Source organism: Streptomyces sp., from assembly GCF_035645055.1.
Classification (GTDB): domain Bacteria; phylum Actinomycetota; class Actinomycetes; order Streptomycetales; family Streptomycetaceae; genus Streptomyces.
The window spans coordinates 77,985-96,119 of the sequence record NZ_DASQNH010000035.1; the positions used below are offsets into that span (position 1 = coordinate 77,985).

The window sequence follows — 18,135 nt, forward strand, 5'->3', positions numbered from 1 at the left end:
GCCTCGACGGCATCCGCGACATCTGCCGCTGCGGCACCTACTTCCGCGTCCGCGAGGCGATCAGGGTAGGGGCCAAGGACATGTGGGACGGCACCGGGCGCGGCGGAGCGCCGCGCCCGGACCGGGCCAGGCGGCGGTCAGCAGGTCCGCCCGGTGTAGAACGCGCCGTCGATCTTGTCCGCGGCGCCGAGCCAGCTGCGGCCGGGGGCCACGCACCGCTCGTGGTTCGGACCCCAGACCTCCACCTCGATGACGACGCGGGAGCCGTCGCTGGTGCAGTGGTTGTAGAAGGCGTCGGACCCGGTCTCGTAGAACCCGCAGGGGTCCGCGGCGGATGAGGAGGCGGTGGCCACCGGCAGGCCGATTCCGAGGACGATGCTGCTGAGGGCGCCCACCAGGGCACGACGAAGCGTCATCGAGCTGCTCCTTGTCGAGGATCACATGCCGGGCGGTCCGGCGATGCGTGGAAAAGCGTCCCGGAACCCTGGTGAAAGGGCTGTCGATCTCACTCGGAAGGGGAGGCAAACCATCACTTCGGGTGGCCGTCGGACGGTGGGCACGGCACAGGGCCCGTCCCGCCGGTGTGACCGACGGGACGGGCCCTGTGCGTGCCGGTTCAGGCGCCGGGACGCCGGCTCAGGTCCGTGTCGAAGAGCCGCAGCAGTTCGGCCTCCACCACGGGGATGAGCGCCTCGACGAAACCGTCCGCCAGATGGCCGTAGTCCCGGTAGACCATGGTGTTGCCGACCACGACGGGGCAGTTGCCGGACGGGGCGCATACCCAGTCGTAGGGGTCGACGACCGTCACGTCCTCGGCGGCCGCCGCCGCCCGGATCGCCTTGGTGACGTCGGGCTCGGGGTCGGCCTCCGAACGGTCGCGGGCGCAGGAGCCGAGGCTGTCCGGGTGCGCGACCGCGCAGTCCACCGCGTTGTTCTTGGGCCACGGGGTGTCGAGCAGCGTGAGCACCTGGGTGCGGCCCCGCTGGAGCGTCCGGTAGGTCTCGGCCTGGCCCTTGCCCCAGGCCTGCGCCATGTCGCCGTTCCCGTACAGCTTCGCCGAGTTGGAGCTGGACGTGATGACGAGTTCCGGCTCCATCTTCAGGATCTTCCGGAGGGTCACGGCCCGCCAGTCGTCGCAGGCCGAGTAGGGGCCGCCGTTGTACTCGATGGTGATCTGGGCGACCTTGCAGGCGTTCTTGGTGAACGAGTAGAGCCGCCAGTGGTGCTTGCGGGCGATCGCGTCCAGCGCCGGGAACCACTGGGCTACGTGCGAGTCGCCGAAGAGGACCACGCTGCGCTCGGCGTTCCTGTCGCCGTACAGGCAGGGCTCTGTCTGCACCGTGTCGGCCATGGTCAGGGCGCAGTCGTCGGTGTAGACCCTGGACCGCTTGTACGCCGTGTCCCGCATGCTCGGTTCGAGGTTGGACGGGAGCTGGTCCACCCGCTGTTCCAGCAGCTCGACGAGCGCGGCACGCGGGTCGGACGCCGCTGCGATGGTCGCCTTGGGACTCGGCCGCGCCGCGCCCTCCTCCAGGGTCGGCGGGAACTGGGTGGTGACCAGCGCCAGCGCGGCCGCGACGGCGGAGAGCCCGAGGCCGAGGGAGAGCCCACGGGCGGCGTGGGCCTTGAACGCGCGGTGGAAGCGCATCGGGTTCTCGACCAGGTGCAGGGTCAGCCAGGCCAGCGGGATGCCGCAGAGTGCGGCGATCAGCCGGAGCGGACCGTCGTGCTCACCGGAGCCGACGGCGGCCGGAACGATGATGATGAGCGGCCAGTGCCAGAGGTACCAGGCGTAGGAGATCCCGCCGATCCAGACGGCGGGGCGCAGCGCGAGGATCGCGCCCGCTCCGTAGCGGCCGGCCGCCGCGCCTCCGGCGAGGACGGCGGCGGCGCCGAGGACCGGGATGACGGCGTTGTGGCCGGGGAAGCGGGTGCTCTCGTCGAAGACGACGGCCGCGTAGCCGATGGCGGCCAGGCCCGCCCAGCTCAGGACCGCGGCGACCGGGCGCGGGATGTCGTCGAGTCGGTGCGCGGCCAGGGCCAGCAGGGCGCCCACCGCCAGCTCCCAGATCCGGCCCTGCGACCCGAAGTAGGCCCAGGAGGGGGAGGTCTCGGTGAGGTGCAGGTTGAGGGCGAAGGAGGCCGCGGCCAGGGCGAGCAGCGGGATCGCCAGGAGGGCCCGGCGGCGGAAGAGCTTGAGGGCGATGATCAGGACGATGGGCCAGATCAGATAGAACTGCTCCTCGACCGCCAAGGACCAGAAGTGCTGGAACGGCGAGGGCGGCACGTCCGTGTTGAAGTAGTCGGTGCCCGCCTCGGCGAGCCGGAAGTTCACGACGTACCAGGCGGAGGCGATGGCGTCCTTGGCGTAGTCCGCGAAGCGCAGCGGGCCCAGGAAGAGCCAGGAGCCCGCCAGCGTCGCCAGCACGACGAGGGTGGAGGCGGGCAGCAGGCGCAGCGCCCGGCGGGCGTAGAAGCGGCCCAGCGCGATCCGGCCCTCGCGGCTCCACTCGCGGAGCATCAGCGAGGTGATCAGGAATCCGGAGATCACGAAGAAGACGTCCACGCCGACGTATCCGCCGGCCACGGAGGTGACCCCGGCGTGGGAGATCGCCACGAGCGAGACGGCCACCGCGCGCAGGCCCTGGATGTCCAGTCTCAGTCCCGCGCCGCCGGCCGCCGGAGCCGGCCGGTTTCCTCGGTCCCCGGGAGCGCCGTCCCGTGGTCTCGGGACGGCGGGGACGTCGTCGGAAGTGGGCCGCGGGGGCTGCGCTAGGCGGCGGACGGGCACCGTCTGGATCTCCTTGCTCTTGGGGCGTCACCGAGACGTGCACGCACGCCTGCGGAAGGATCCGGGGCTCGCCACCGGATCTGCTGACGCCGGTGATCGCCCCGGAGCCGGACGATCGAACCTACCCTCGACCGGGTCCGCGCTCGATGACGTTGCTATCACATCGCCATAACAAACGGACAGTTTGGGTTGCAACGACCGACGACGGCGCTATGACGTAATGCGCATAGGAAACATTGGCGGCGAGCCTTCCGGAGCCTCGGCGGGGCACCTCGACGGGGCGCCTCGGCGGGGCGCCTCGGCGGGTCGGGGCAGCGCCCCGCCGCCGGGAGCGGCGGACCGCTGTCCGACGCCTTCCGGCGGCGGGACTGCCCGGTCTCAGCTCTCCTTCCACACGAGCGCGGTCAGCACGGCCGACACGATCGTGACCGGGGCCTCCTGCGTGTTGAGCAGCCGCACCCGCATCGCGCGCCCGGCTCCGAGCCGCTTCACCAGGGGCACCACCGCGAAGGTGTCGCCGCCGGTGCCGACCAGTTCGTGGATCGGATGGTCCTGCACCAGGTCACTGCCCGCCGACTCGGACATCCGGACCTGCACGGTCTGGCCGGGCTGCAGACCGGCCACGCGCAGGCTCAGGGAGCCGGAGAAGCGACAGGCGCCGCGCGCCCACACGCTGCTCCCGGCGGGGTGGTGGCCCGTCTCGTCGGTCCACTCCTGGGTGAACTCGATCGAGTCCCAGGTGCCGGGGGCGAGGCGGTAGGGCTTGGTGGTGCCGAGGTTGACGTACTGCGGCATGGGGTCCTCCTGTGGGGTTCCCTTGGCGGCGGCGAGGATGGCGGTCATGGGAAAGGCCCCGGGGTCGCCGTGGAGGTTCTCCGGGACGTGCTGGTGCCCGCAGTGCCCGCTGAAGTTGCTCCAGGCGCTGTGGGACATCCGCACGCCGTTGCCGGCGCCGTACGAGCCGGGGTAGGCCTTGAAGGTCCGCCCGGAGGTCAGCGGCACGCCGTGCTGCTGATGGGCCCAGCGGGCGAAGGCCCCGAGGTCGCGGATCACCCAGCGCGGCAGCTCGGGCATGTACAGGTGCGGTGTCGACCCCCATCTGCGGTGGGTGGCCGGGTCGCAGGTGCCGACCACCTCGACCTGGCACACGTTGAGGGTGTTCGTCTCCACGCCTCCCGAGGTGTTGACCAACGCCCGGCTGGACACGTCGAAGTCGAAGTGCTGGTACCAGACCAGCTTCTTCGCGGCGAAATCCGGCTTGGCGGTGAAATTGGGCGCCGACGCGCCGCCGCCGTACGACGGCAGTGACGTGCCCTCCGTGGAGTGCCAGACGATGGTGTTCGTCCGCATCGCCGAGCCGGGATAGTCGTCCTGGTACCAGTAGGCCGTCGAGGCCCCGGGGTACCTCTGCGGACCGGCGCTCATGCCGCGCGCTCCGGTCGCGCGGGATGGACCGGCCGGGCGGGATGGCGGTGAATGGGGCCAGGGGTGGGGACCATGGTCAGCCTCCGATCAGGTGGTGATCCAGCCACGCGATGAACGCGCTGATGACTGCGATACCGGGGAGAGGCTGGGCCGTACAGGGCTGATCCGGCCGCTCGGCAGCGGAATCCGGACGCTGTGCCGCGTTCGATTCCGCCGTTCTACGACACCGGTCCGACGCGGTTCTACGACGCCGGTCTACCGGTGCGTCCTCGACGCCGGAAGCGGGTCGTCACCGTCCCGCGGGTCCGTCGTGCGGAAGCGGGCCCGGTAGCCGGTGAGGGAAACGCCGAGCGTGTGCCGGAACACGCGCCGCACCGTTTCCGACGAACCGGATCCGGCCTCCCGCGCGACCTCTTCCACCGGGGCGGTCCCGGCGGACAGCAAGGCCTGGGCGGCCTCCACGCGGACGGCGTCGACGTGGCGGCGCGGCCTCACGGAACGCGGTGCGCCGCGAGCCACCGGGTGTAGCTGTCGCTGCGCGCCGCCACACCCGCGTGCGCCACGCGCGCCTGGGCGAGGACGGTCTCGGCGAGGTCGGCGTCCTGCGTCACCGCATGCCAGCCGAGCAGATGCCGCCAGGCCAGGGGGGTACCGGTGAGCGGCCGGGTGACGATCCCCGGGGAGGCCGGGAAGGTGGCCCGGCACAGGCCGATCGCCCGGCCGACCTGGACGAGATGCACCAAGGACGAGGTGTCCGTCTCGTACACGCGGCGCGGTGTGAAGCCGGCACGGGCGCAGGCGGCGGTGAAGCAGTCCCCGAAGCACCCGTCGCCGGGCACACAGGCCCACTCCTCGCCGGCCAGCTCGATCAGCGCGGCCTCGGGCGCGGAGGCGAGGGCGTGCCCCTCGGCCAGCATGACGAAGACGGGGTCCACGGCGATCTCCCGCCAGACCAGGCCCTCGGCGCCCGGCGGGGCCGCCGAGCCGCAGGTCCCGGCGAGGGCGAAGTCCAGCCGGCCCTCGGCGAGCAGGTCGGCCAGGTGCCGCTCGGACCAGGAAGCGCAGGTCGTCACGCGGGCGTCGGACACCGCGTCGGCGAGCCGGTCGACCAGGGCGCCGAGCAGCGGGCCGTGTGTTCCGCCGAGCCGCAGGCAGGCGGAGGCCCGCGGGGTGCGGGCGAACCGCGCCGCATCCCGCTGGAGTTCGGTCACCGCGGGCAGCACGATGCGGCTGCGTTCGAGGACCAGCTCACCGAGCGCCGTGGCCCGTACGCCGTGCCGTCCCCGCTCGAACAGTTCGCCGCCCAGCGCCCGTTCGATCCGCTTGAGCTGCGCGCTCAACGCGGGCTGCGCGAGCCCCAGCGCCGTCGCCGCCCTGGTGAGGCTGCCGGCGTCGGCGATGGCCCGGACCGTCCTGAGATGCCGCAACTCCAACTCCATGAGGGGAGCTTGCGTCGACGGAGGGACGGGGACAAGAGGTTGGTACAGACCGGTTCGCGCGGTGCGGCCCCGATGGCTTCGAGCCGCGGTGCCTGTCCGGCGTCGATCAGGCCTGGCCTGCGCCCGCGTCAGCCGCGGAACACTGCCCTCGCCGTCCGCCGCGAGGACGAGCGAGTCGTCCGGAGCGGCTGCGAGGTCCCCGAACCGGTGGGGAGAACCGGGCGTTCCGCCCGCGAAGAGCGCGGTGCGGGCCGGGCGGCGACTCCCGGGGGCGTGCCCGCCGGCAGGTCCTCGGCGGGTCGCCCCGTCGCCGAGGCCGGGGCGAAAGGTCCCGGCCAGCTCCCCTCCGGCGATCAGGAGGACGGCGGGCCGGTCGGGCCGCGGAACTGCCGGGCGTCCCGCAGGTGATGGAGATCGGGCAGCAGGACGCCGAGGACGACCAGATCGACGTGCTGTTCCGCCGGCCGGGCCGACGCCTCGGTGCTCCCGGATCCGGGCAGGCCCCGCGCGCGTCAGTCTCCGCCCCCGCCGCCCCCGCAGGACGAGCCTCCCCCACAGGACGAGCCGCCCCCGCAGAACCAGCCGCCCCCGCCGCTGTGTCCGCCGCTGTCGCCTCCCCACCAGGAACGGCGCCGCCGCGACGACCGGCTCCCTCCCCGGGCCGCCGAGAAGACCACCGCGATGAGGACGATGCCCAGGATCGCCAAGTACTCCATGTTCTTTCACCCCGTTGTCGTGCGATGTGATGTGTGCCAGAGCATCCCCCGCCCGATCACCGGCCCAAGCTCCTCTTGAGCAAGTTCAGAGCTTGGCCGGGCAGGTCATGGCTGGTGTTCGTCTGCGTCATTCACACGGTATGCATGGACTCGCATGAACCCTGACCGTTACGCGAGACAGGAGACGACGGTGGCCCTGCTCGTCGGCGCGGCGGGATTCGCCGCACTGGCGTCGGCCGTCGTCGCGGTGACGCCTGCCGGTGGCGAAACGGCCGTCGCGTCACGCGGCGTCCTGATCTCCGCGGCCGTTCGGCCTCCTCGGATGGTCGTGGCACCCTTCCCGCCCCGCTCGACCCCCATCCGCTCGCTGGGACCGCGTCTGTCCTGCCGCTGCCCGGAGGCCGGCGGGGCCGCCCGGGTCACCCGAAGCGTTCGTGGTCGCCCAGCACCGCGTCGATCACGGACGCGTGGACGGCGACCCGCTCGTCCCGGGGATCGGCACACTCCGTCAACGTCAGCAGGGACTTCCACAGCGCCCAGCCCCTGGCCCTGGCCCAGGTGCCGTCGTCCTGGCCGACCGCCCGCCGGAACGCCTCGCGACTGTCGTCGCGGAGCATGGTCCAGGCGATCACCAGGTCGCAGGCCGGATCGCCGACGCCCGAGGTGCCGAAGTCGATCACGGCGGACAACCGGCCGTCGGTGACCAGCAGGTTGTTGTCTGCGATGTCGCCGTGGAACCACACCGGCGTGCCTGGCCGATCGGCGTCGAGCGCCGCCTGCCAGACCTCGGTGGCCCGCGCGGTGTCGATACGGCCGCCCAGGGCCGCGATGCAACGGCGCGTCTCCTCGTCGTAGTGGGCGGGCGACGCGCCGCGATACCAACTGTGTGCCCCGGCGAGGGGACCGCCGGTCGTGTCACAGCGCTGAAGGGCGAGAACGAACTCGGCGACGTCGGTGGCGAACCGGACCATGTCGTCGATGCGTCGGGGCGAGGCCGTTTCGCCGGGCAGCCAGCCGCGCACGGACCAGGGGTGGGGGTATCCCTCGCCCGGGGCGCCCTTGGCCAGGACCGTGGGAACAGCCACGGGCAGGGCAGGCGCCAGGCGGGGCAGCCACTCGCATTCCTTGTCGACCGCGGGGGCGTAACCGGCGGCGGTGGGCAGACGGACCGACATACCGTCACCGAGGCGGTAGGTGCGGTTGTCCCAGCCGTCCACCTCCACCGGCACCACCGGCAGCCGGCTCCACTGAGGGAACTGCGCGGCGATCAAACGCTTCACCAGGGCCGCGTCGACACCGGCGCGCCCATCCGGCCCACTCGAAACCATCCGCCGATCCTCACGCCCGCGGCCCTACCGGACAAGCGATTAAACGGGCCGCCTGCGAGTTCCTCGTCCTCGACACGTGGAACCCGGAAGCCGGACTGTCCTTGCGGGCGACGCGGCCGGACCCGGCCAGACCCCTTTCGGGCCGTCGTCGACGGCGTCTCGGGGGGAGGAGGAACTTCGCGGACGGGTCCCCAGTCGATCCCGTTCGGTGCGTTCGTCGAGGTTGCCGACGGAATCGAAGGGCTGGTGCACGTGCGAGTGCCGGCCTCGCCGCCCGTGGGCGATCCGTCCGAGGTCGTCCAGGTCGGGGCCGAGGTCACGGTCGTCGTCACCGGGGACGATCGGGAGCGACGATCCCTGGCCCTGTCCCGAACCGCACGGCTCGGCCGGGACGAGCGGCCGCGCCGCCGGGCCCTAGCCGAAGACGAGGTCGACGTTCTGGTCCACGCAGTGGTGCAGGACGGCCACCAGCTCGCGGACATCGTCGACCCGGCGCTGGGTGACCGGATCCGAGGGGTCCTTCTGAGGCTGCTCGGCGATCTCCCTGAGCCGGGGCAGGATCGCTGCGCACTCCATCGGTGTGAGGTGGCCTTCGTCGTCCGGGTGGTCGAGCAGGGGGGTCAGCGTCGTGGACACCTCGGTCCAGGGGCGGTCTCCGCCGAAGCCGCGCATCTCGTCGAGGGCGAGACCCTCGGCCCGGGCGAGCCACGCCCGGAACATGCCGAAGCCGGTGCAGGACCAGGAGACATCCGGGCTGTCGATGTCGCCGTCTCCTGGAAACAGCATGAGCCCCATCGTTTCCTCCTCGTCGACCGAGCACACAGGATCAGCGAAGCGGGGAGGCTGCGGCAACTCAAAAACTCCAACAGGCGACGTGAACGCGGCTACCGGGCCGCCAGGTACCTGAGTGCCACCGCCGCGTGCAGAGCCGCGCCGGCGGCGAGGGCGGGTTCGTCGAAGACGACCCGGTTGGAGTGGCAGTCGGGCGCCTTCCCGGCGGGGTCGCCCGGCCGGCGGGCGCCGAGGAAGGCCATGGTGCCGGGTACGCGGCGCAGGACGTAGGAGAAGTCCTCCGCGCCCATGAACGGCTGCGGCAGCAGCTGGACGCGGTCGGCTCCGAGCAGTTCGGCGGCGGTCTCGCGGACGGTCGCCGCGACCGTCCCGTCGTTGACCACGGGCGGGTAGCCCTCGGTCAGGTCCACGTCGACGGTGGCCCCGTGGGCGGCGGCCACGTGCCGGGCGACACGGTCGATGCCCTCGCGGACCCGGCGCCGGGTCCGCGGCGTCAGCGTACGGAAGGTGCCGTGCAGTTCGGCGGTCTCCGGGATGATGTTGGTCGTGGTCCCGGAGTGGATCGAGGCGACGGTGATCACGGCGGGGTCGAAGATGTCCACGGTACGGGTGGCCAGCGTCTGCAGCGCCTGGACGATCTCGCAGGCCACCGGGATGGGGTCGAGGGACACGTGCGGCGCCGAGGCGTGGCCGGACCGGCCGCGGACGGTCACATGGATCTGGTCGGAGGCGGCGAACGTGGGGCCGGGCCGCAGATGGACGGATCCGCTCTCGAAGCGTGTCGTGACGTGCAGGGCGAACGCCGCGGTGATCCCGGCGCCGTCCGGAGTGTCCAGCAGCCCCTCGTCGATCATGTACTGGGCGCCGCCGTCGCTCTCCTCCGCCGGCTGGAACATGAAGAGCACCCGGCCGGCCAGTTCCGCCCGCCGCGCGACCAGCAGCCGGACCGCGCCGACGAGCATCGCCGTATGCAGATCGTGACCGCAGGCGTGCATGGCGCCGGGCACCTCGGAGGCGAATTCCAGGCCGGTGTCCTCCTGCTGGGGCAGGGCGTCCATGTCGGCGCGGAGCAGTACGGTGGGCCCGGGCCGGTCGCCCTCCAGCAGCGCGGTGACCGAGCTGAGCCGCTCCCCCGTGGTCACCGTCAGTCCCAGCCCGTCGAGTGCGGCGAGCACCGTGCTCCGGGTGTGCGGCAGGTGCAGGCCCAGTTCGGGGACTCGGTGCAGCCGGCGCCGCACGGCGACGATCTCGGGAAGCAGTGCGCGGGCCTCGGCGAGCAGGTGTTCGGGCGTAGTGGTCACCGCGTCCTCCTGTCGAGCGCTGTGTGCGGCGGAGCCACGGACATGCGCACCTCCCGCCGCTGCGGGTCGGCGCGTTCCGTCGGTCCGAGGATGAGTGCCCGCGCGAGCGGTTCTTCACTCGGCCTCGTCAGGGTGGGGGGGCGTGTCCATGAGGGCGGGCGTCGCGCCCTGGCCCGTACCCGCCCTGGGGTACGGGCCGTTTCGCGGAGGTGCGGGCAAGACCTACGAAGTGAACCGCTGTCCGGCGGAACCGTCGCAGTTCTGGAGGCGCAGCGGCTCCCGGGCCGCCGTCTGGGTGAGACAGAGGCCGGTCGCCGCGGACGGGCGGATCGTGGCGCCGTCGCGGAGGAACTTCTGGTTGGCCGCGCCGGAGCAGTTCCAGATGATCAGCTCGGTGCCGGCCCGGTACCGGGCGCCGGGGACGTCCAGGCAGCGGTCCTGGGTGAGCTGGGTGTGGAAGGTCTGCCGGGCGGAGTCGTACCACCAGTGCTGGTTGCGGGTGCCGGCGCAGTCCCAGCCGAGGACGCCGGTGCCGTTGCCGGTCCGGGAGCCGGTGACGTCCACGCAGGTGCCGGTCCCCTGGTTCCGCAGCGGGGTGAAGACGTCGTCCCAGGCGTACGGGAACAGGCTGGGCCTCCCGGCCGAGTTGACGTCCGCGCAGGAGGCCTCGCGCAGGTTCGAGGCGTAGAACTGGGTGAGACAGGAGGCGAAGGCGGCGTGGCCGCGGCCGTTGGGGTGGAAGGACTGGCGGACGGAGTTCTCGTCCGGCATGCCGGGCTTGGACAGGTCGATGTACAGGCCGCGGGCCCAGGCGTCGTCCATGCAGACCTCGTGGCCGTGGAAGAGCCGTGAGTTGTCCAGGTAGCGGGCTCCGGTGGCCGCGGCGGCCTTGCGGATGCCGCGTTCGAAGGCGGGTACGGCGGTGTTGCGGCCCCACACGGTGTCGGAGTCGTAGCCGAGGCCGCCGCAGGCGAGCTTTCCGCCGAAGTCGGGGTTGTCGCGGAAGTCGGGGCCGATGGGGCTCGGGTAGCTCATCACGACGAGCTGGTAGTCGCCGTCCGCGTAACCGGCGTCGCGCATCACGGTCCTCAGGTCCCGGAGGGTCTGCTCGACCTTGGGGACGAGGTTGTCGACCCGGGTCTGCCAGCCGGGGGCGTACTTCGGCTCGCAGGGGCCCTGGGAGAGCAGGTAGCGCTGGACGCAGTCGGTCATGACGGGGCCGAACTGAAGGTCGTCGTTGGCGCCCGCGACGAGCAGCACCATCTTGATCCGGGTGTTGCGGGCCTTGACCGCCAGGCTGTCGCTCTGCACCGGTTCGTCGGCGTACTGCGGTGTGCCGCCGACGCGGATGTTGCCGGTGGAGGCGCCGGAGCAGGCCGCGTTGAAGGTGAGGTCGGTGGCGATCGCGGTGCGGTGAATGGCGGCTTCGGGCGAGCGGTGGCACCAGTTCGTGGGGCCGTTGGTCGGCGGTTCGTAGGTGCCGACACCCTCGCCGGAGATTTCGCTGTCGCCGAGCGAGATCAGCGCGGACTCGCGCTCGGTGAAGGGGCGTTCGGCGGGGTCGCCGTAGAGCGCGGTGGCCTCTCGGGCCCGGATGGCCTCCAGGTCGGGTGGGAGTGGGCTGGAGGCGGCCGGCCGTGCGCCGTCGCCGGTGCCGGCTGCCGCGGCGGCGCCGGCCGTGCTGGCGGGTACGGCCGCCGCGGCGACGGCGAGTACGGCCGTGACGGCGGTGGTGATGCGCCGGAGTCGGTTCCCGGAGCGTCTCATGACACCTCCTGAACGTGGGGTTACCCACGGTATTTACTGGCCGGTAGCCGCTATGGGAATATCTCGGACGAGGAGAGCTGAACAAACGTCAACTTCCGCGCCGGGCGCGGACCGGCGTCCAGGAGGCTGCCCGTGCTGCGAACGACCCTGACGGTGAGCGTGGCGGTCGGCGCGCTGCTCGCACCCGCGACCGCCCAGGCGCGGCAGGACCCGCAGTCCGTCCCCCGCCTCACCGACCGGCACGGGCGGGTGCTGACGCTGCGCGGCTGGAACGTCGAGGACAAGACGAACCGGGGCGACGAGGCCCTGTCGGCCATCACCGAGCGGCACTTCCGCGACATGCGGGCACGGGGCTTCAACTTCGCCCGGCTGCTGATCTTCTGGGACGACCTGGAGCCCCGCCCGGGGCAGTACAGCAGCGCGTACCTGAAGAAGATCGACCGCGTTCTGGGCTGGGCCGCGCGCAACGACGTCAAGGTCCTCATCGACGCCCACCAGGACGTGTTCGGTCCGGCCTTCGGCCATCGCGGGGTGCCCGCGTGGGCGACCAGGACCGACGGGCTGCCGTTCACCCCGCACCCGGACGACTGGTTCGCCGAGTACTTCGAGCCCGCCGTCCAGCGCGCCTTCACCCACCTCTACGAGGATCCCGATCTCCGGCGCGCGCAGGCGGAGGCCTGGCGCGTCCTCGCCGGGCACGTCGCCCACCACCCGGCGGTGATCGGCTACGACCTGATCAACGAACCGATGGGCGAACTGCGCGAGGGGGAGGATCTGCCGACGGCCGCCCGCCGCATCGAGCGCGACCAGCTCACCCCGATGTACAACCGCCTCGCCGACGCGGTCCGTTCGGTCGACCGGGACGCCTGGCTCTTCGTCGAGCCCACACCGATCGTGGGCGAGGGCGTGCCGACCGGCCTCGGGCGCGTCGACGACCAGAAGGTGGTGTACGCGCCGCACTTCTACAACGCCGCCATGGAGGCGGGCGCCGACTACGACCCCGGCGCCGGGTGGATCGAGGCGTACGAGCGGGCCGTGGTGGAGTACCCGAAGAAGTACGAGGTGCCGGTGGTGGTGGGCGAGTGGGGTCCGCTGAACCATTCCCTGCCGAACATGGGCCGCTTCTACCGCGACGCCATGGCCTCCCTGGGCCGGTACACCTCCGGCTGGGCGGGCTACGTGTGGTGCTACGGCGGCGGCTACTGCGCGGTCGACGACGCCGGCGCCTTCCGCACCCACAAGGAACTCACCGCCGAGCCCTACGCGGCGAGCGTGGCGGGCACCGTCGCCTCCGCGTCGTACGACTCCTCGGCCGGCGTGTACCGGCTGGCCTACCGGGCGGCCCGGCACGGGGCGCGGGTGACCGAGCTGTCCCTGCCGCCGGGCACCTGGCGCGTCACCGCACCCGACGCGACGGTGCTGCGGACGACGGCGGGGCGGGCGTGGGTCCTGGCGGCGCCGGGCCGGGAGGTGACGGTCACCGTCCGGAGCGGCTGACCGTCCGGCGTGACCGGCCGTCCGGAGCGGCTGACCGTCCGACGTGACCGGCTGTCCGGAGCGGCGACCGTCCGGCGTGACCGACCGTCCGGCTGGTGTGCTCTTCACGCCCGCCACAGGCGAGCCCCGGGCAATCCGCCCAGGAGCATCACACAGGCTGCACACAGCGCTGCGAGAGCCCGGTTAACGTGGCAAGCCGCTCGATCCCCTGTCCGAACGCAGCCCCGCCCCGGCCCGCCGGCCGACGGCACCGCCAGCTCAGGAAGACCGCAGATGGACTACTGCTCCACGTGTCGTCGGCATCTCAACGGCGCCCTGGTGTGTCCGGGGTGCGGCGCCTATGCCCCCGACATCGATCCCTCCGCCGCCCGCACGGCCCGCGACAGCTCTCCGGTCACGCGGGCGACGGCGATGGTCGAGGCGGCGGGCATCGCGCGGACGGAGCCGGACGACACCTACCCGGAGCAGCCGCCCGCGCCGCGGGGACGGGCGGCCCGGCGACGGCAGCTGGCCCGCTGGAAGAAGACGCAGCGCCGGGCCGTCGTGGCGACCGCCGTCGCGCTCGTCGGGGGCGGCCTGACCGTGGCCGGTCTGCACCGCGGCGCCCCCGACCGGGCGCAGGCGGCGACGGCGCCGGAGCATCCGGACGCGCCGGCCGCTCGGGAGCAGGCGCCCCAGTACGACCGTCCGCCGATCGAGCGGCCCGACTCGGCCCGTTCTCCCCGGACCTCCCCCGCTCCCGCCGAAGCCACGGATTCCCCCCGGCAGCAGGCTCCGGCCGTCGCGGCCCACACCGAGCCTGCCGGAGCGCGGCAGCTTCTCGCCGCTCCCGCTCCGGCGGCCCCGGCCTCGCCACCGCGGGCCTCGGCACCGTCCGCCGATCCCACCGGCCCCGCCCGCACCGGCACGGCGGCGGACACCGGCCATACGCCACTGTCACCGCCCCCGCCGCCGCCCGCCGGCGACGCGGAGGACACGAGCGGCACCGGAAGCAGTGGAGCAACAGGAGGCACAGGAGGCACCGACGCGTCGCAGCCCGGCTCCTCCCCCGCCGACACCGCGCCCGCGCAGCTCTGTCTGCTGGTGGTCTGCCTCGGCTGACCCGGCGCCGCGGCTACGGCCTGCTGCGTACGCCCCCTGTCACGATCGGGTCACTTGCGCCAGAACAGGTGGTGCGTCACCCCGCTCGGACTGGGCACGACATCGAGGTGGAAGCGGTCGAGCAGTTCGTCGGGGGACGCCCACAGCCGCACCCCGGATCCCAGCTTCACCGGCGACACCGCCACGTGCAGGGTGTCGACGAGGTCGGCGTCGAGGAACTGCCGGATGGTGGTGACCCCGCCGCCGAGGCGGACGTCCTTGCCGTCCGCCGCCTCCCTCGCCTGTGCGAGGACCGTGGCCGGGGTGCCCCCGACGAAGTGGAACGTCGTGTCGGAGAGCGTGAACGAGGGGCGCTTGTGGTGGGTCATGACGAACACCGGGGTACGGAACGGAGGCTCGTCGCCCCACCACCCCTGCCACTCGTGGTCCTGCCAGGGACCGCGCTGGGGCCCGAACTTGTTGCGGCCCATGATCTCGGCGCCGATGCCGCGGGCGTAGTCCCGGGTGAGGTAGTCGTCGAGACCGCGGCTCCCGCCCGGGTCGGTGCGCATGGGCCAGCTCGCCGTGGCACCGGCCCAGGCGAACAGGTCCCCCGGGTTGGCGTGGCCGAACGGTTGCTCCAGAGTCTGGTGCTCCCCGGCGCCGTAGCCGTCGCTCGACACATTGAAGTTCTGAACTCTCAGCAGCTGAGTCACGCGGCTCCTCCTGTGATCGACGCATCGATGACCGGTGATCGGTGATCGGTGATCGGTGATCGGTGAGAGTTGGACTGCCGAGCCCGCGAAAACTCATCGCGACGCCGCCGCCACGTCCCGGCAGCCTCAGGCGCGGGCGAGTTCCGCGGCGCCGAAGGAGACGTCGAAGCGGTCGCACCAGATGCTCACGCTGCTGTAACGGGACAGGTCGACGTCGGCGGGCACGGTGTAGTTCTGGCTGCCCTTGTTGCCCTTGAGCCTGCCGAGGCTGACGTACTCGCCGTCGTCGAACAGGTGCCAGCCCTCCTGCCCCTCCTTCACCTCCGCGTCGCTGAGCCAGACACGCAGGTCGGGGCCGTTGCTGGTGTCGAGGTTCTCCAGCCGCACGATGCGCGAGCCGTCGGCCAGCCGGACCAGCTTCACCGTGCCCGAGGTCGCGTGCTCATGGCTGATCAGCTCACCGCTCGCCAGCGTCACCGGCCCGGCCGGGGCCGGTGCGGCGGACCGCCCGGACGGTCTCGCGGCGGGCGGCGCCGAGGGAGCCGCGGCCTCCGGCAGCGCCTCGTGGACCGTCTCCTCCTGCCACAGCTTCCACGGCTGGAACCAGTACAGCCCGAACGCGGCCCCGGCGAGCCCCATCACCAGCACGCCGATCACCCACGGCCTGACCAGCACGCTCCACACCCGTCCCATTCCCGCCCCTCCTGAATGCCGTACGTCGTCGCTCCCCATTCAACGGAAGGAACGGCCGTCCGGGGCCGGGGGACAGATGACGAAATCCTTACGGAGCCGCGGGCAGCGTCACCTCGAAACGGCAGCCGCCGGGGATATTGCGCACGGTGGCGCGGCCCCGGTGGGCCTCGACGATGCCCCGCACGATGGCCAGGCCCAGCCCCGCGCCGGCCGGGGGTGTACGCGCGTCGCTGCCGCGCCAGCCGGTGTCGAAGACACGGGGCAGCTCGTCGTCGGGGATGCCGCCGCAGCCGTCGGTCACCGACAGCACCACCGCGCCGTCCGGCCCGCGCTCCGCGGCGACCGCCACGGTGCCGTCGGCCGGGGTGCGGCGGACGGCGTTCACCAGCAGATTGCCCAGCACCCGGCTCATCTCCCTGCCGTCCACCTCCACCGGCACCGCCTCGACCCGGTCGCCCACCAGCCTCACCCCCCGCTCCCGGGCGAGCGGACCGGCCCCCGCCAGCGCGTCGCCGACCAGGTCGTCCACGGACATGCGGGCGGGGGCCAGGGCCAGGGTTCCGGCGTGGATGCGGGAGAGTTCGAAGAGGTCGCCGACCATGCCGTCGAGGCGTTCGACCTCGGTGCGGATCTGCCGGAGGTAGCGGCCGGGGTCGGTGGCCACGCCGTCCTCCAGGGCCTCGGACATGGCGCGCAGGCCGGCCAGCGGGGTCCGCAGGTCGTGCGAGATCCACGCGACGAGTTCGCGCCGCGATGCCTCCAGGGCGCGCTCCCGCTCCCGGGACTCGGCGAGCCGGGCGCTGGTGGCGGCCAGTTCACGGCTCACGGCCTGGAGTTCGGCGGTGGTCGGGCCGCCGGGAGCGGCGAAGTCCCCGCCCTCGCCGAACAGGCGGGCCGCGGCGGCGAGTTCACGGCTGCGGGCGACCACCCAGCGGCCCAGCAGCAGCGCGGTCGCCAGGGAGACCACGGCCGCCATCGCGACGACCGTCGTGACGACCGTCAGGTCGTGCGGGGAGAGGAACATCGCCCAGGCGACGGCCAGTGTGCCCGCGAGCATCGCGACCACGCCGACCGCCGCGACCACGGCGAGCGACGCCGTGAGGGAGCGCCGCCGGATCCGCCACAGGGCGCCCGCTCCGGCCAGGCCGGTGGCGGCGGCGCCCGCGAAGGCGTACAGGGCGATGAGGAGGGTGTCGCGCACGGTCAGCCCGCCTCCTCATCGGGCTCGAAGCGATAGCCGACCCCCCAGACCGTCCGGATCAGCCGGGGCCGGGCCGGATCGTCCTCGATCTTGCCGCGCAGGCGGCGGACATGGACCGTGACCGTCGACAGGTCTCCGAAGTCCCAGCCCCACACCTCCCGCATCAGATCCTCGCGGCTGAAGGCCCGCCCCGGGTTACGGAGAAGAAAGCACAACAGGTCGTACTCGCGCAGCGTCAGGGCGAGTTCGACGCCGTGCTTGACGGCCCGGCGGCCGGTGGGATCGATGGTCAGGCCGGCCGCCGCCAGCCGGTGCCCGGGGGTGGCGGAGCGGCTGCGCCGCAGCACCGACTCCACGCGCAGCACCAGTTCCCGGGGGCTGAACGGCTTGGTGACATAGTCGTCCGCACCGACCTCCAGGCCCAGGATGCGGTCCTCCTCATCCCCGCGGGCGGTGAGCATGATGACCGGCACGGGTCCGGCGGCGCGCATCCGGCGGCACACCTCGAGGCCGTCCATGCCGGGCAGCATCAGGTCGAGCACCACCAGGTCCGGCCGGTGGGCCGCGAGGCGGGTGAGGGCGGAGGGGCCGTCGTCGGCGCGGTCGACGACATGGCCGGCGCGGTCGAGATATCCGGCGACGACCTCCGCGACGGTCGGATCGTCGTCGACCACCAGAATGCGGGCGGAGCGCCCCTCCGCCCCCGTGGATCCATACGCGTGCTGCATGCCCCCAGCGTGACAGCACGTCCCCTGACCGGCGCCGTCCGGGTCTCGCCACCGTCCGGCCCACCTGGCGGTCGGTGGTCTGCCGTCGTGGGGCCGGACATCACCGTCATGATCGCGGACTGGTCGTGGCCGGCGGCGGTTCCGCCCCCGGAGCGCCTGCCCCGGCTCAGGGGCGCCTGGTACGACGACGACACGGGACTGTGGGACCACGACGCGCCGTCGGTCGAGGGGGACTGGGTGTGACCGCGGGGACCCCACGGCGCCCTCTCGCCGTGTACGAGTTCCTGCACACCTGCGGCTCGCTCAACGCGCACTTCTGGGCCGGGCAACGCTGGGAAGCCGTCCGCGACCATGTCGATCCCGCGCTGCGGGCCGAGTTGGACGCCTTCCTCCTCGGGCTGGTCCGGGGGCGGCCGGGCTTCAGTCGGCGGGCTCGCCCGCCCCGGGGTGCGGCCGGTCGGCCTGCTGTCTGCCCAGCAGCTGCGCGGCCTGGAGCTGGGTGCGCTCGGCGGCCGTCTGCGCCGCCGCCACGGCGTCACCTCGTTCACGCACCAGCTCTTCATAGATCGGTATACGAGCTCCCTCGCCGGCCATGCGCCTCACAGCACGGGTCCTTTCCGTCGTCGCACGAACTTCACAGAGCGTCGAAACACCCTCGGAC

16 protein-coding genes and 1 pseudogene are annotated in these 18,135 nt (G+C 72.7%); 4 read left to right on the plus strand and 13 right to left on the minus strand.

Translation table 11 applies throughout. The features are described 5' to 3' along the window. Positions 1-137: 137 nt before the first annotated feature. The 5 genes from VE614_RS12050 to VE614_RS12070 form a co-directional block, all read right to left on the minus strand. Positions 138-416: a DUF6355 family natural product biosynthesis protein gene (locus VE614_RS12050; protein ID WP_324935615.1), complete on the minus strand. Its 279-nt coding sequence runs from the start codon at positions 414-416 to the stop codon at positions 138-140. 200 nt (positions 417-616) lie between these two features. Beyond that, complete coding sequence (locus VE614_RS12055; protein WP_324935617.1) at positions 617-2,791, minus strand: acyltransferase family protein; 2,175 nt, start codon at positions 2,789-2,791, stop codon at positions 617-619. Between the two features lie 378 nt (positions 2,792-3,169). Continuing rightward, entirely contained in the window at positions 3,170-4,216 is a 1,047-nt protein-coding gene (locus VE614_RS12060) for an N-acetylmuramoyl-L-alanine amidase (RefSeq protein ID WP_324935619.1), read from the minus strand. Between the two features lie 491 nt (positions 4,217-4,707). Further along, entirely contained in the window at positions 4,708-5,655 is a 948-nt protein-coding gene (locus tag VE614_RS12065) for a LysR family transcriptional regulator (protein ID WP_324935621.1), read from the minus strand. 1,135 nt (positions 5,656-6,790) lie between these two features. Beyond that, positions 6,791-7,699 (minus strand): aminoglycoside phosphotransferase family protein, encoded by a 909-nt coding sequence (locus VE614_RS12070; protein WP_324935623.1) that lies wholly within the window; start codon positions 7,697-7,699, stop codon positions 6,791-6,793. A 198-nt stretch (positions 7,700-7,897) separates the two neighbouring features. On the opposite strand from VE614_RS12070, the pseudogene VE614_RS33745 reads away from it, so the two are divergent. Further along, positions 7,898-8,059, plus strand: a pseudogene (locus tag VE614_RS33745) (S1 RNA-binding domain-containing protein); the annotation flags it as partial. 54 nt (positions 8,060-8,113) lie between these two features. Here VE614_RS33745 and VE614_RS12075 read toward each other — a convergent pair. The 3 genes from VE614_RS12075 to VE614_RS12085 form a co-directional block, all read right to left on the minus strand. Continuing rightward, positions 8,114-8,494, minus strand: a complete 381-nt coding sequence (locus VE614_RS12075) for a hypothetical protein (RefSeq protein ID WP_324935625.1) — start codon at positions 8,492-8,494, stop codon at positions 8,114-8,116. Between the two features lie 89 nt (positions 8,495-8,583). Continuing rightward, a complete protein-coding gene (locus tag VE614_RS12080; RefSeq protein ID WP_324935627.1) occupies positions 8,584-9,792 on the minus strand; it encodes a M20 family metallopeptidase in 1,209 nt (402 codons plus the stop codon). A gap of 222 nt (positions 9,793-10,014) precedes the next feature. Further along, positions 10,015-11,559 (minus strand): ricin-type beta-trefoil lectin domain protein, encoded by a 1,545-nt coding sequence (locus tag VE614_RS12085; RefSeq protein ID WP_324935629.1) that lies wholly within the window; start codon positions 11,557-11,559, stop codon positions 10,015-10,017. Between the two features lie 132 nt (positions 11,560-11,691). On the opposite strand from VE614_RS12085, the gene VE614_RS12090 reads away from it, so the two are divergent. Then, positions 11,692-13,056, plus strand: a complete 1,365-nt coding sequence (locus VE614_RS12090) for a cellulase family glycosylhydrolase (RefSeq protein ID WP_414719563.1) — start codon at positions 11,692-11,694, stop codon at positions 13,054-13,056. Between the two features lie 273 nt (positions 13,057-13,329). Next, positions 13,330-14,157, plus strand: coding sequence for an SCO2400 family protein (locus tag VE614_RS12095; RefSeq protein WP_324935631.1), 828 nt, complete (start codon positions 13,330-13,332; stop codon positions 14,155-14,157). Positions 14,158-14,207: 50 nt separating this feature from the next. Here VE614_RS12095 and VE614_RS12100 read toward each other — a convergent pair whose 3' ends face one another. From VE614_RS12100 to VE614_RS12115, 4 genes are all read right to left on the minus strand, one after another. Next, positions 14,208-14,852 carry a dihydrofolate reductase family protein gene (locus VE614_RS12100; protein ID WP_324935634.1) on the minus strand — a complete coding sequence of 215 codons (645 nt, stop codon included), beginning with the start codon at positions 14,850-14,852 and terminating at the stop codon, positions 14,208-14,210. Positions 14,853-14,978: 126 nt separating this feature from the next. Continuing rightward, a complete protein-coding gene (locus tag VE614_RS12105; RefSeq protein ID WP_324935636.1) occupies positions 14,979-15,545 on the minus strand; it encodes a DM13 domain-containing protein in 567 nt (188 codons plus the stop codon). Positions 15,546-15,633: 88 nt separating this feature from the next. Then, a complete protein-coding gene (locus VE614_RS12110; protein WP_324935638.1) occupies positions 15,634-16,746 on the minus strand; it encodes a HAMP domain-containing sensor histidine kinase in 1,113 nt (370 codons plus the stop codon). 2 nt (positions 16,747-16,748) lie between these two features. Then, entirely contained in the window at positions 16,749-17,474 is a 726-nt protein-coding gene (locus VE614_RS12115) for a response regulator transcription factor (RefSeq protein WP_324935640.1), read from the minus strand. Between the two features lie 87 nt (positions 17,475-17,561). Here VE614_RS12115 and VE614_RS12120 point away from each other — a divergent pair, with 87 nt between their 5' ends. Then, positions 17,562-17,717, plus strand: a complete 156-nt coding sequence (locus tag VE614_RS12120) for a hypothetical protein (protein WP_324935644.1) — start codon at positions 17,562-17,564, stop codon at positions 17,715-17,717. Positions 17,718-17,894: 177 nt separating this feature from the next. Here the strand turns inward: VE614_RS12120 and VE614_RS12125 are convergent, their stop codons facing one another. After that, positions 17,895-18,026 carry a hypothetical protein gene (locus VE614_RS12125; protein ID WP_324935646.1) on the minus strand — a complete coding sequence of 44 codons (132 nt, stop codon included), beginning with the start codon at positions 18,024-18,026 and terminating at the stop codon, positions 17,895-17,897. Between the last annotated feature and the right edge of the window lie 109 nt (positions 18,027-18,135).

Excerpts from the sequence above, each read along its gene's own strand:
- VE614_RS12050 (WP_324935615.1), bottom strand. The coding sequence starts at position 416 with ATGACGCTTCGTCGTGCCCTGGTGGGCGCCCTCAGCAGCATCGTCCTC.
- VE614_RS12060 (WP_324935619.1), bottom strand. The coding sequence starts at position 4,216 with ATGAGCGCCGGTCCGCAGAGGTACCCCGGGGCCTCGACGGCCTACTGG.
- VE614_RS12065 (WP_324935621.1), bottom strand. The coding sequence starts at position 5,655 with ATGGAGTTGGAGTTGCGGCATCTCAGGACGGTCCGGGCCATCGCCGAC.
- VE614_RS12070 (WP_324935623.1), bottom strand. The coding sequence starts at position 7,699 with ATGGTTTCGAGTGGGCCGGATGGGCGCGCCGGTGTCGACGCGGCCCTG.
- VE614_RS12075 (WP_324935625.1), bottom strand. The coding sequence starts at position 8,494 with ATGGGGCTCATGCTGTTTCCAGGAGACGGCGACATCGACAGCCCGGAT.
- VE614_RS12085 (WP_324935629.1), bottom strand. The coding sequence starts at position 11,559 with ATGAGACGCTCCGGGAACCGACTCCGGCGCATCACCACCGCCGTCACG.
- VE614_RS12095 (WP_324935631.1), top strand. The coding sequence starts at position 13,330 with ATGGACTACTGCTCCACGTGTCGTCGGCATCTCAACGGCGCCCTGGTG.
- VE614_RS12105 (WP_324935636.1), bottom strand. The coding sequence starts at position 15,545 with ATGGGACGGGTGTGGAGCGTGCTGGTCAGGCCGTGGGTGATCGGCGTG.
- VE614_RS12115 (WP_324935640.1), bottom strand. The coding sequence starts at position 17,474 with ATGCAGCACGCGTATGGATCCACGGGGGCGGAGGGGCGCTCCGCCCGC.